This window comes from Paenibacillus alkaliterrae (assembly GCF_021532375.1).
Classification (GTDB): domain Bacteria; phylum Bacillota; class Bacilli; order Paenibacillales; family Paenibacillaceae; genus Pristimantibacillus; species Pristimantibacillus alkaliterrae.
This window is the reverse complement of the sequence record NZ_JAKGAP010000027.1, coordinates 59,835-72,399: the sequence shown is the minus strand read 5'-3', so window position 1 is coordinate 72,399 and position 12,565 is coordinate 59,835. Positions and strand designations below refer to the sequence as shown.

General features: G+C 48.2%; 10 protein-coding genes and 1 pseudogene. 2 read left to right on the top strand and 9 right to left on the bottom strand.

Annotated elements, in window-relative coordinates; translation table 11 throughout:
- Positions 1 to 131 precede the first annotated feature (131 nt).
- Positions 132 to 386, top strand: a pseudogene (locus L1N85_RS13390) (ThuA domain-containing protein); the annotation flags it as partial.
- Between the two features lie 129 nt (positions 387 to 515).
- On the opposite strand, the gene L1N85_RS13385 reads toward L1N85_RS13390, so the two are convergent.
- From L1N85_RS13385 to L1N85_RS13365, 5 genes are all read right to left on the bottom strand, one after another.
- Positions 516 to 2,192 carry a type 2 periplasmic-binding domain-containing protein gene (locus L1N85_RS13385; RefSeq protein WP_235239048.1) on the bottom strand — a complete coding sequence of 559 codons (1,677 nt, stop codon included), beginning with the start codon at positions 2,190 to 2,192 and terminating at the stop codon, positions 516 to 518.
- Between the two features lie 87 nt (positions 2,193 to 2,279).
- On the bottom strand, positions 2,280 to 3,149 hold the full coding sequence (locus tag L1N85_RS13380; protein ID WP_235239035.1) for a carbohydrate ABC transporter permease: 870 nt from the start codon (positions 3,147 to 3,149) through the stop codon (positions 2,280 to 2,282).
- Positions 3,150 to 3,161: 12 nt separating this feature from the next.
- Positions 3,162 to 4,133, bottom strand: coding sequence for an ABC transporter permease (locus L1N85_RS13375; RefSeq protein WP_407946386.1), 972 nt, complete (start codon positions 4,131 to 4,133; stop codon positions 3,162 to 3,164).
- A gap of 160 nt (positions 4,134 to 4,293) precedes the next feature.
- Positions 4,294 to 5,793 (bottom strand): response regulator transcription factor, encoded by a 1,500-nt coding sequence (locus tag L1N85_RS13370; RefSeq protein ID WP_235239031.1) that lies wholly within the window; start codon positions 5,791 to 5,793, stop codon positions 4,294 to 4,296.
- On the bottom strand, positions 5,790 to 7,598 hold the full coding sequence (locus L1N85_RS13365; RefSeq protein ID WP_235239018.1) for a sensor histidine kinase: 1,809 nt from the start codon (positions 7,596 to 7,598) through the stop codon (positions 5,790 to 5,792). Before L1N85_RS13365 ends, L1N85_RS13370 begins: the two co-directional genes overlap by 4 nt.
- A gap of 716 nt (positions 7,599 to 8,314) precedes the next feature.
- Here L1N85_RS13365 and thpR point away from each other — a divergent pair.
- A complete protein-coding gene (thpR, locus tag L1N85_RS13360; protein ID WP_235239009.1) occupies positions 8,315 to 8,911 on the top strand; it encodes an RNA 2',3'-cyclic phosphodiesterase in 597 nt (198 codons plus the stop codon).
- On the opposite strand, the gene L1N85_RS13355 is transcribed toward thpR, so the two are convergent.
- From L1N85_RS13355 to L1N85_RS13340, 4 genes are read right to left on the bottom strand one after another with little or no spacing between them, the layout of a single operon-like run.
- Positions 8,876 to 9,955 carry a GerAB/ArcD/ProY family transporter gene (locus tag L1N85_RS13355; protein WP_328285211.1) on the bottom strand — a complete coding sequence of 360 codons (1,080 nt, stop codon included), beginning with the start codon at positions 9,953 to 9,955 and terminating at the stop codon, positions 8,876 to 8,878. The genes thpR and L1N85_RS13355 overlap by 36 nt on opposite strands.
- A gap of 45 nt (positions 9,956 to 10,000) precedes the next feature.
- Positions 10,001 to 11,080: a GerAB/ArcD/ProY family transporter gene (locus L1N85_RS13350; protein WP_328285210.1), complete on the bottom strand. Its 1,080-nt coding sequence runs from the start codon at positions 11,078 to 11,080 to the stop codon at positions 10,001 to 10,003.
- 46 nt (positions 11,081 to 11,126) lie between these two features.
- The gene (locus tag L1N85_RS13345) at positions 11,127 to 11,372 is read right to left on the bottom strand and encodes a hypothetical protein (protein ID WP_235238993.1); all 246 of its coding nucleotides are present in this window, start codon (positions 11,370 to 11,372) and stop codon (positions 11,127 to 11,129) included.
- A gap of 23 nt (positions 11,373 to 11,395) precedes the next feature.
- Positions 11,396 to 12,544, bottom strand: coding sequence for a Ger(x)C family spore germination protein (locus tag L1N85_RS13340; protein WP_235238988.1), 1,149 nt, complete (start codon positions 12,542 to 12,544; stop codon positions 11,396 to 11,398).
- Positions 12,545 to 12,565: the final 21 nt, after the last annotated feature.

Here is a 12,565-nt window from a genome sequence, read left to right as displayed (position 1 = left end):
ATATAACCTCAATGCTGTCTCACATCCTTTTGGTCAAATCTTTATACTATGTATGAATATTTCGCATGTTTATGACAGTTTTGTTATTTCAAATCGAATCGACGCATAGATTAGTTGTATTTGGATTGAAGGATGTCTTAATCTGGTGGGGGCATAAATTTCACGATAACGTCGAGGATGTAATTGTTGAAAGAGTTCACAGCAGAGTACTTCAAGGAATGGGGCTGATCGTGCTTCACTCGGCTCATTTTTCAAAAATATTCAAGAAATTGATGGGCACTAGCTGTAATTTAAAAGTGAGAACGGACAATGAAAAAGAAGTCATATGGGTTGTCAATCTTGCCCATCCGATCACGCAAGGGATCGGTCAGTATCGGTATTTGGATTTATAGAACCTGTCATAGCGTTTAGGAGCAAGTAATTTTAACGCAAACAGCGTGCTTCCATGAAAGGACGAGCCGTCCATGAAAGCACGCTATTTATTTCATGACGCTAGTCTTTCTTTCATGACGTTATTATTTAGTGCTTTGATATTCGGCCATTTGCTGCTCGTAGATCGCATAGAAGTCATCCCATACAAGCACGTTATCCTTTTCTTTGCTCCACCACTCTTTATACCACGCTTCGATTTCTTTGCCGCCGCCGTTATTCCATTTATCTTGTGCATCCTTCATCGCTTGATCAACGGTATACTTGTCGCCGCCGATAATAGCTTTGGAGAAAATATCGCTGATCGGCGTTGCCAGATTCGTAAAAGTAACCTGCATATCCTTCGGAAGCTGCGGCATATGCTCGGAATGCGTAATGCCTTCGCCAACCGGAAGATCGGTCATGTAAGTGTCGCGGGCTTCCTTGAACAAGCGAAGTCCCTCTTTCTGCGATTGTACGGTTTCATTAAAAAATGCTTCGTTAAACCCGCATTTGCCTTCTTCCAGACGGCTGTGAAGCAGGTCATAATCGCTCGCCCACGTTACTTCATTCTTATATTTGTCCTGATCCGAAATTTCCGGACAGCCGTTTGCACCGGTTTTGTAATGCGTGCCTTCAATTCCGTAGCGGAATACCTTTCCGGTATCCACCTTCGTCAAGAAATCGATATGCTTGATAATCGCCTCCGGGTCTTTCGCATGCTTATTAACGACCGTCGTCATTTGAACCGGATTGTTCCATACCATCGTATGTTGGCCAACCGATGTTTTCGGCAGCGGAATAACCTTCAGCTTCGCGTTAGGCACATTTTGCTTCAGCGTTTCCAACTCCTTCGAGGAGAAGCTCACATAATCCATCGCGCTCCAGGAAATCATCCCGACCTTGCCGTTCAAGAAATCCTGCTTCGCCTTCGCCGCATCTTTGTCGGTCAAGAAATCCTTGTCAACGACGCCTGCATTGTACAGATCACGCTTGAATTCAGCGGCCGCTTTCATATTTTCAAGGCCAACGTAAATCTCGTTATTCTCGTCGACATTGAACCAGTTCGCATTAAACATATAGCGTATTAGACCAGCCGTATCGCCATGCTGATAGCCGGCGATGCCGTAGGTGTCATCTTGTCCATTCTTGTCCGGGTCGTTTTCGGTAAACGCCTTGGCGACCTGGATCATTTCCTCAGTCGTAGCCGGTGCCTCCAGACCCAGCTCCGCCAACCAGTCCTCGCGAATGAAGAAGCTCATTAGAGGATACACCTCGTTCACTCTTCCTACCTCGTACAATTTGCCGTCACTCTTCGTACCCGCCTGCTTCAACTGCGGAAATTTCTCCAGCATAGCCTTATACTCCACACTCGAGTTCTCAATTAAGTCTCCGATCGGCAGCAATTGCTTCTGATCGAACAGCGAGTTGCGGATGCTTGTACCGAATTCGAAAATCAGATCGGGAGCGCTTCCCGACGCGAACAGCACGTTCAGCTTCGATTGCGATTCCCAGCGGGGAATCGCCGTAAACTTCACGTTGGCTGGACCATTCTCATTGATCCATTTCGTCCACATATTGTCTTCGATCGTGCCCATTCCGTTTGGTACTGTCCCTCTGTCATAGATGGTCGAGGTGATTGTGGCGCGCTTTCCTCCGTTGTCTTCGTCTTTAGTCCCCGGACTGTTTGCTCCGCCTTCATTTTGATTGGAGCAGCCGGCCATAAGGCCGGCCGCCAATACGGCGATCATCGATAGCTTTTTCCAATTGTTTAATTTCTGCATGGATAGACCCTCTTTTCGTTCATTTTTTTGGACGAATATGATTGCTATGATCATTTCCCGGCCTGCAGGAAGCAGGCCCCGGAGAGATTAGCCTTTAATAGAGCCAAGCATGACGCCTTTAACGAAATACTTTTGAAGGAAAGGATAGACAAGCAAAATCGGCAGCACCATGACGATAACGGCTGCCGATCTGATCCCTTCCGGCGTAAGGTTGGCGATCATCGCAGGATCGGAGAAATCCTGCACCGCCGTAGTGGACATGATCATGCTCTGTACGAGCACCGTCATGTTGTACAATGACGTATCGTTGATATAAATGAGAACGCTCATGAACGCATTCCAATAGCCTACTCCGTAGAACAAAGCGATTGTTGCCAGCACCGGCTTCGAGAGAGGAAGCATAATCCGGAACAGCAGCCTAAGCTCCCCGCAGCCGTCGATCCGTGCCGCTTCGTCAATCTCAGATGGAATATTCGAGAAATAAGAGCGCATAATGAGCATATTATACGTACTGACCAGTCCAGGCAGCCATAGCGAATAATAACTGTTGACCAATCCAAGCTTCTGAACGATCAGATACGTCGGAATTAATCCCCCGCTGAAAATCATCGTAAACACCATCGCCATTGTAAAAAAACGTCTCGCATAAAATTGCTTGCGCGATAGCGGGTATGCGGCCATGATCGTGACGGCCAAGCTCAAGAACGTACCGATGAGCGTAATTTCAATGTTGTTCCAGAACGCATTCACGATCGGCGTACCCTCAAACAAGCTTTTGTAAGAGAAGAACGTGAACCCAACCGGCAGCAGGGAGACCTGCCCCGACATGACCGCCTTCGCGTCGCTTAAAGATAAAGCGACAATATTTAGAAACGGAAGAATGCAGCTTAACGTTATAAGCAGCAATACGAGATAATTAACGCCATAAAATACCTTTTCGCCATTGGATGCTCTCACAAGGCTGCCCCCTTACCATAAACCTTCGTTAAATTTTCGGGCTATATAATTCGCGCTGAAGATCAGAATAAAAGCTACTAAGGATTCGAACAAGCCCATAGCCGTCGTCAGTCCGAACTGCGCCCCTTGTAAACCTGTCCGGTAAATATAAGTGCTTATCACGTCCGCGATATCGTTCACAAGCGGATTTTGCATCATATACACTTGATCAAAGCCGACCTCCATGACGCGGCCCATCGAAAGAATGAGCAGAAGAATAATGGTGGATCGAATGCCCGGAAGCGTAATATGCCATATTTGCCGGGCCTTGCTCGCGCCGTCCATACCCGCCGCCTCGTATTGGCTGGGATCGATCGTAGTCAAAGCCGCCAGAAAGATAATTGCGCTGAACCCCATATCCTTCCAAATGCCGGAGCCTACGAAGATCGCGACCCACGAGCCCTCATTATATAAAAACTCATAAGGCTTGCCGAATAGGCTTTCCACCCAATGATTGACGGCACCGTTCTCCAGCGAGAAGATCGTTGTGACCATCATTGCGATAATGACCCAAGAGAAGAAATGCGGCATGTACACGATCGTCTGAACCGTACGCTTGAACAGCATATGCCTGACTTCGTTCAGCATGATAGCCAGCAGGATCGGAACCGGAAAGCCGAATATCAAGCTGAGTACGCTGAGCAATAACGTGTTTCTAATAATCTCGAGCGTTCTCGGATCACTGAACAGTGTTTCGAAATGCTTCAGTCCCACCCACGGACTGTTTATGACTCCGTCATAAAAGTTGTAATCCTTGAAGGCGATGATCAATCCGCCGATGGGAGCATAACGGAATATGAGGTAGAACAATATAACCGGTATAAACATAATCAGCAATGGAATGTTGGCTTTAAACCGTCTCATGCGCTGCAGCTTTAATTTGTGTTTTGCTTCCATAGCACTGCCCGGCGACCGCTGAGACGCTGCCGCTCCCGTTAAATTCATAGTCGTATACTCCTTTCTCTTGTTCGTTGTGAACGGGCTATACGTTTATTTTAACGAGAGTGAAGACTCTTAACATTTGATATTCAACAATAAATTATTAAAATTCTACACAAAAAAAACCACAGGCGGCAGTTTCCCGCACATGTGGATTTCAGTTATCCTATCCATGCTCCTTCCGAAAATCACTCGGCGACATCCCCGTCAGCTGCTTGAATACGGCCGTAAAATAGCTCGAATTGTCAAAGCCGGTCTGCTCGGCGATCTCAGTCATCTTCAGTTTCGTGCCGCGAAGCAGCGCCTTCGCCTTATCCACTCTCAATCCGCTTACGTAGTTTGTAAAGCCGATACCGGTCTCTCTCTTAAACAAATTGCTCAAATAGTTTGGCGTAACGTGCACGCAGGCCGCTGCCATTTGGAGCGTGCATACCTCCCGATAATGCAGCTCGATGTAATGCTTAGCGCGCTCTACTACATTATCCTGCTTCTCCTGCATCCAACGAGCGAACAGCTGGATGAAATCGCGGCTCTTACTCGATGCCCATTCCAGCAAACTTTCCGTTGAGCTCATAAGAAGGATGGAGCTCGGATTTAAATCCTCGTAAGAGGCTTCCTTCAAATGCTTAAAATCTGTCATTAAAATATCGGAGAAGACTGTCATTAACGTATACATTTCGGCCTTGCATTCCTGCAGGCCAAGCTGTGAGGCGCTTCTCAATTGAGCGTCTATCTTCACGCCAGCTCCCATATAATCGCCAATAATAAGCGCGGATACGATTTCTTCCTTGAGCTGATAAGAACGATTAGGACTTATCCATACATCCGTTAGCCCATCATGTCCGTTGCTGTTTATGTTATCGTAGAGGCTCGATAATTTTTCCAGCCCTTGCAGCGTACCTCCATCGAACCAGTTTATCGTCAGGCCGATCAGCTGCTTCACGGTGTTCTGCACGAGAGTGCGGTATACAGCCGCTTCCTCGCCCTGCTCCATGACAAAGGCATATTCTTGACTCTTGAGCGGCAGCCAGCTGCCCTTTATTTGCTGCAGCTGCAGCAGCTCGGAAATAATATTGGAGACGGCGTAATGCAAAAGTCCGATATCCCTATCCGAGTAGCTTTTGTCCGGCGGAAAGAAGCTGTCGATACGCAGCAAGTAAAATTGATAGCCGTCCCACTCAAGCGAAAGACTCTTCCATTCCGCCTTGTCGAAGGGCAGACGCAATATGGCGGCACGCAGCGCATTCGCCTGCCGCTCCTGTTCTTTCACCTTCTTCTTCAGCTCATTTAAGCGGAATCGCTCATATGCCTTCTGCAGTACCCGGCGTGTTTCGTCCAAAGACAGCGGCTTCAGCAGAAATTCAACCGCGCCGTGCCGGAGCGCCTTCTGAGCGTATTCGAAATCCCGATAGCCGGTCAAAATGATGACCATAATATCCTTCCCGCTTTGATGAAGCCTCTCTGCCAAGGCCAAGCCGTTCATGACGGGCATATTGATATCCGTTATGATCAAATTGGGTTCATAGGTCTCAATCGCGGCCAAGGCTTCTTCGCCATCCGAAGCTTCGCCGATAACCTCCCACCCCAATTGGCTATTGCCGATTAGCTTCGTCAAGCCCTCGCGAAACCATACTTCATCGTCAACGATGAGCAGCTTCCCAATCATTGCTGTTCCTCCTCTTCCGCTTTTTGATAAGGCAGCCGCAAGCGTACCGTCGTATAATCGCCAATCTTCGAGAAAATGTCAACGCCGTACGGCTCGCCGTGTACGAGATTAATGCGGCGGATGACGCTGCTTGTCCCGATCCGTTCCCGATCGCCTTCCGGTATCATTTGTGAAGGAGCGATTATCCTTTGAATCATGCTTGCGTCCATGCCGCAGCCGTTATCGGTAATTTCTATGATAAGAAAGTCAGGCTCCGATTGGCTGGCTGCCTGCCTAAAGCTGCGAATCGTCAGGCGGCGGTCGCTTTTTTTGTCGCGGAAGGCATGGACGAAGGCATTCTCGACAATAGGCTGGAACAACAGCCGGATGATCCGGCAATCATGCAGATCCAGCGGGATTTGAATATCGGTGGAGAGCGCCTCCTGATATCTGGCCTGCTGGATGTTGAAATAGTTTTCAAGCTGCTTCATCTCATCGCGCAGCGTCGTCAGCTTCTGTACCGGCTCGAGCGTATACTGCAGCATCTCCGATAACGAATTCACGAGCTGCGCCGATTTCTCATCGTTAAGTCCATAAAATTTCCAGAAAAACATGCCCAGCGTGTTGTACAGAAAATGAGGATTGAGCTGTGCCTGAATCGCTTTCAGCTCCGCTTCCTTCTCGCTTAGCTCCCGCTGATAAACTTCGCGAATCAACGTATCGATTTGATGCGTCATCTGATTGAAACTCTCGCCGATGAAGGCAAGCTCATCCTTCGTCTTAATGTTCACGCGGGTATCGAATGCTCCGTCCCGTACTCGCTTCATCCCGTAGACCAGACTTTTCAGCGGCCGCAGCAGCTTTTTGCTGACGATCAAAATAATGACCCAGTAGCATACAATACTTGCCAAAGCGGAAATAATCGCCACCTGTAAAATAACCCAGCTTCGATTCTGAATTTGCTTCAATGAAACCTTGCTGTATAAAGAGAAACGGACTCTATCGGAAATCTGCTTGGTGTATAAATAGGAGGTTCCGTTCTCCTTCCTGATCAGCGTTTCGTCCTTCTCCATGGCGGGAAGATCCGAATGCTCCTGCTCCTCATTATCTAACGAATACAAAAATCCGCCATCCTGGTCAAATAAATAAGCCCCTGTATCGCCTTGCATCCGCATATCCTTCAAGTACGATTCGAACAAGGACGAATTGAACAAAATCAGCATGACGCCGTATGTATCCAGATCGGTTGAGCGCATCAAGCGGCCCGCCAATATCCAGTTGCGATAGGCGTTCTGATGAAACTGCTCGGGGGCGATTCGGCTCCAGAGGTATTCGCCGCTTGTACCTTCCAGCTCCTTGACCTTCCCGGCCAGAAAGCTCTGATCGAGTTGAATGAAATGGCTGGCGAACGTGCCCACATTCGTAATATTGCCTTTCAAATCATAGATACGCACACCCATAATTTCCGGCGCGTCCAGCCTAACCTGAAGAAGCTGCTTATCCAGCTCTCTCTCGATCAGCATGCGGTCGAAGGGCGGCATATCCTCCGTCTGCCCGCTGATCGCTTGCTTGACGATCGGGTTTAAAGTAATGTAGTCCGTAATGCGGTACATATCCTTCACCCTTGAATCCAGACGAGCCAATACCTGCTGATTGGTCATCGCGTATTGCCGGCTGATTTCCTGATTAAACAGCGATAAGTGCACCTGATAAGTAATAAAGCCCGAAATGCTTAGTATTAGTAGATTCGCAATCGAGAGGATGAGAATCAGCTTCGTGCTAAAGCTGTAACGCCGCCCGAACATCGAGCGTAATTGAAAGGGCATGCTGGAATCCATCCTTTTCAGAGAAATGACACGATGAGATAGTCAGCTTTTGAAAAAGAATCAGTGCTTGACCGTTAGGTTGGAATCCGGTGCGGACAACAGATCCGTTATTTGTACAAAAAACGAATAAAGGAACCTAGGTCCGCTTTAGCTCTGAACAGGTGGTTCTATCCAGATATAACGGATCTAATGTCCGTTCATCGGCTCTGATGAATATTTACAGCGAAGTTACCGAAGCTTCGCTACCCATAATACCCACTATACGTTCTATTGAGGGGTAAGACAACCATTCTGACAAAGGGACAGTAGTATAGATACCTCCTCAAACGAATGAAAACTATCGAGGAAACGGTGGGCGCGAAAGACAGCATTAGGTATACGCTCACTCGCAAAACAGCGGGGCATAACAAGAGTTGGTTGGCAGTGCTGGTCCAGCTAATCTCCCATTAGCTTAATGCGTCGCCCCTACGAGATGAGAGACGAATCTAACTGGAAAAAATTCCGCTAAATTTGCTTTATCAGCGAGTAAGTCTGACCTAACTGGAATTGCTCCCGCTGATGTGGTCAGTTATTGTATAAATCCATCATGGCTAACTAAACTGCCCCCATAAAATGGGATGAACTACATAAGTCATGAGCATGAATGTTCTCTCTTCAACGGTTACATACTGAATAGGGTGGCTGCTAACATAGGGAAAAGAAATGGGGTTACGTTGATGAGTCAATCAAATGCTAAGGATCGTTCGCTGCGCTTGTTTGTGGCTGTTCCACTCACGAGGCCAATTGCCAATGAGTTACAGGAATGGACGCATGCCCATAGAGAAAAGCTGCCGTTTCGAAAATGGACCCATCCGGATGACTATCATATTACGCTTCAGTTTCTAGGAGAAACGCCGGCCGGAAAGATGGATGCGCTGCAAGCCGCGCTGATGGGGATAAAGGAAAGGGATTTGGCTCTGGCCTTGAACGGAGCAGGAACGTTCGGTCCGCCGACAGCACCCCGCATCCTGTGGGCAGCCGTTTCCGGACACCTGGAAGGATTAAGCTCGCTCCAGTCGGCCGTTACAAAGGCGACAATTTCCTGCGGCTTCAAGGCCGAGGATCGCCCTTATACTCCGCATATTACGGTTGCGAGAGGATTCGCGGGCACCGGCGCCATACCTGCCGAAGTGATGGCTAATGCTCCAAGCGGATTGCAATGGCGAGCGGACCGTTTCGTGCTTATGCGCACCCATATGCAAACTTCTCCGATGTATGAGGTAATCGGCGAATATCCGTTACACCCGCTTTCTGATCAAAGCGACAACCGTTAGCAGCACCAGAGGCATAAGAAATACAGCCGCCGTCCACACCGGATGAATGACGCTGACGACGCCTCCCCACTCCGTAGCTCCGTCAAAGGTAACGAGTCCCGTCAGAAAACCGAGCAGAGCAAGCGGCATCACGATCGTTCCGCTCTCCTTGAGCCGGAAGAGCTGACTGACAAATAAGCTCAGCACATAGAGGGTAATCGTCGTTTTCATATAGGAGCCCAGAATAAGAGACATCCCGATAATCGACTCGATTCTTTGAATAATTTCCTGAAACTCCACCAATCGCGCCATCGCGAAGAGCACATACGGCCTATCCGCCGCATAGGGCCCAAAGACCATAATGACGCAAACGGTAGACACACACAATGTAAATATATTGAAGCCCAAGGAAAAAAACATCGTCTTCGATATGGATAGTTTATTCGCCGGGTCTTTGACGACAAACGGCAGCAGCATGCCGAACAAGAAGATCTCTACATAAGGAAAGCCAAACGTAAAGTACGCCCCATGCAGGACAGGCTTGATCCCTTTAGGGAGGACGGGCAGCAGCAGCGACGGATCATAATCCGGTAAAGCTAAAAGAAAAACGGAGGCTAAAAAGATAGCAGTCAAGAGCACAATGAGCATAAACATTCTGGCTATGACCTCGATGCCCGCTCTTGCCGTTAAAGCGGATATAAGAAAAATCAGAAAGGTAAATGCATACATCGGAGTTTCCCTCAGCATGGAGCTAATCATAAATAAGCCTACATCAACGACAATGGCCGACTGCATCTGGAGAAGAAAAGAGATAGTCATTACCGATAAAATGACGGTCAGCGCGTTTCCTATTAATTTGCGGCTGTACTCGACATAAGTCAGATCGGGAAAGCGGCGGTGCAGAAACAGCAGCATGGCCAAAATACAGAAGCCGATCCCTCCCGATAGGAGAAGGGATAACCACGCTCCATTGCCGGCTTTGCCTATCAGCGGCCCCGGAATGTTGATAATGGAGGAGCCAGTCATAAATACGAAAAAAAGCATACCGATTTCATAGTGGCTAATGGTTTGTTTTCCGATGCTGATCTCCTCCTTTATCTGTACTTTTCATTACACACGCTTTCTGATCAAAGCGACAACCGTTAACAGCAGCAGAGGCATTAGAAATACAGCCCCCGCCCATACCGGATGAATGGTTGCGACGATGCCCCCCCACTGCGTAGACCCGTCAAAGGTAACGAGTCCCGTCAGAAAACCGAACAGAGCAAGCGGCATCACAATCGTTCCGCTCTCCTTGAGCTGGAAAAGCTGGCTGACAAATAAGCTTAGCACGTAGAGGGTAACCGACGTTTTCATATAGGAGCCCAGTATAAGAGACATCCCGATGATCGACTCGATTCTTTGAATAATTTCCTCAAACTCCACTATTCGAGCCATCGCGAAGATCACATAAGGCTTGTCGGCAGCATAGGGTCCAAACACCATAATCGCGCATACGGTAGCCGTACACAAAGTAAATACATTGAGACTCAAGGAAATAAACATCGTCCTCGATATGGATACTTTCTTCTCCGGGTCTTTGACGACAAACGGCAGCAGCATGCCGAACAAGAAGATCTCTACATAAGGAAAGCCAAACGTAAAGTACGCCCCATGCAGGACAGGCTTGATCCCTTTAGGGAGGACGGGCAGCAGCAGCGACGGATCATAATCCTGAATGGCTAACAAAAGAACAATGAATATAAAAAAGGACGTTAAAAGCAGGATCAGTGTAAACATTCTGACCATGACCTCAATTCCCGCTCTTGCGGTTAAGGCAGCTATGACGAAAACAGGAAAAGTAAACGCATACATCGGGGTTTCCCTCAGCATGGAGCTAATCATAAACAAGCCGACATCTGTGACAATGGCCGACTGCATCTGGAAAAGAAAGGTTATGGGCAATACCGATAAAATAACGGCAAGCACGCTGCCGACTAATTTGCGGCTGTATTCGACATAAGTCAGATCGGGAAAACGGCGGTGCAGATACAGCAGCATGGACATCATACCGAAACCGATTCCTCCGGAAATAAGCAGGGATAACCACGCTCCATTGCCGGCTTTGCCTATCAGCGGACCCGGAATGTTGATCATGGAGGAGCCGGTCATAAACACGAAAAAAAGCACTCCCAATTGAAAGTGGCTAATGGTTTGCTTCCCGATGTTTATCTCCTCCTTTATCTTGTTGACAAGTCTACCATTGCACCTTAAGAAAAGTATCGATTTGCTCAGCCAATCCTCCCAGGACCGGCTCGACTACATCATACATATCAAGCCAATCCTGATTATAGGCATAATCCGCGCTCAAGTATAGAGACACGACCAATAGACCGATATAAACCTTCTTTTCCCGTTTCGTTATTTTGTTTCTCAGAGCAATCCCGTCATACAGCAGCATGCCGCCGAGAGCTGCAACCAGAACCAGCAACCGTTCCAACATAGGCGAGTCTCCCTCTGTCAAGCTTACAAAACCGTTTTGTTTATAACCGTTCCGCCGGTAATGAGCTTCAGCTCCACCTCAATGTCAAACGGCATCTCTGCAAATCGCACATCCCAATTATCTTTAAGCTTCTCCCATGTTCCGGGACTCTTGCGGTAAATGCGGTTTCCTATGCCAATGACATCTATCCTATTCTTCTGAAGGAATTGGATGCAGTCGTTCACCTGCTTCGCGAGCGCCTTCTCCACCTTGCTTACGAATACTTGTTCATCCTCAAGCTTGTCAATCTTCGTACATCTCAATTCGCCAATGGCGAGCTCGCCTCTCAGCTTAACGCTGGCGCTTATTTTATCTCCTTTCACCAAAGGCTTTATTTTGACATCCATGGAAAGGACCTCAGTCGTCTCCTTCATGCCCTTCATCCCCGGACACGGAATTTCAACCACGCCCGAGCTGTATTCATTGCGCAAGATGATTAGCCCCTCTACTTTGCTTGCCGGCATTACTTCCTTCATTACACCGTCCTTGAAAAGGGCAAGACCGGCAGCGGAGAACATATCCTTTGTCTGTGGATCCTCATACACGTATGAAATGACCGCATCGGGATGAGCGCTCTTCAGCTCGCGTATTAAGCTAAGCAAGGAAGTATCCAGTGTTTTTGCGGCATTCTGGTAGGAGGATTCCTCCGTTCTTAGAAATTGCTGCGCCGTCGTTTGCTCGATAAGCGGCTTCTTCTCGAACAGCTTGCGGGCCGGACCCTTCGCAATCATGATCGATACGCTGCTTCTCGGCTCATGGTCCCGGTAAAACAGATCAAGAAGATTGCCAATTTTCTCGCTTTTGGCGAGCTTCTCTCCAATGATAATGACGCGCATATGGCTCCATTGGGCTTTCCTTCCCAGATGGATCGGAATATCGCGGATCGCCTCCATGACCGTATCGTCAACCGTATTAATATTAACGCTCGAAGGGCCCGTGGCGGTAGCCTCCGTTCCGACCTCTGCGGAAGCAGGACGATAGATTTGCGTCAGCATCTCGATTTTTCCATCCTTGCGTTGGTCGAGCGCCACGCCCATCACAAAGCCCCGCTCCGTCAGCTCGTACTTGCTCCAGCAGCCCGTGAGAAGCGTAAATATAGCTATCAAGCAAACGAAAACCGACATTTTTCTCATGCTGCATCATTCTTTCTGTTC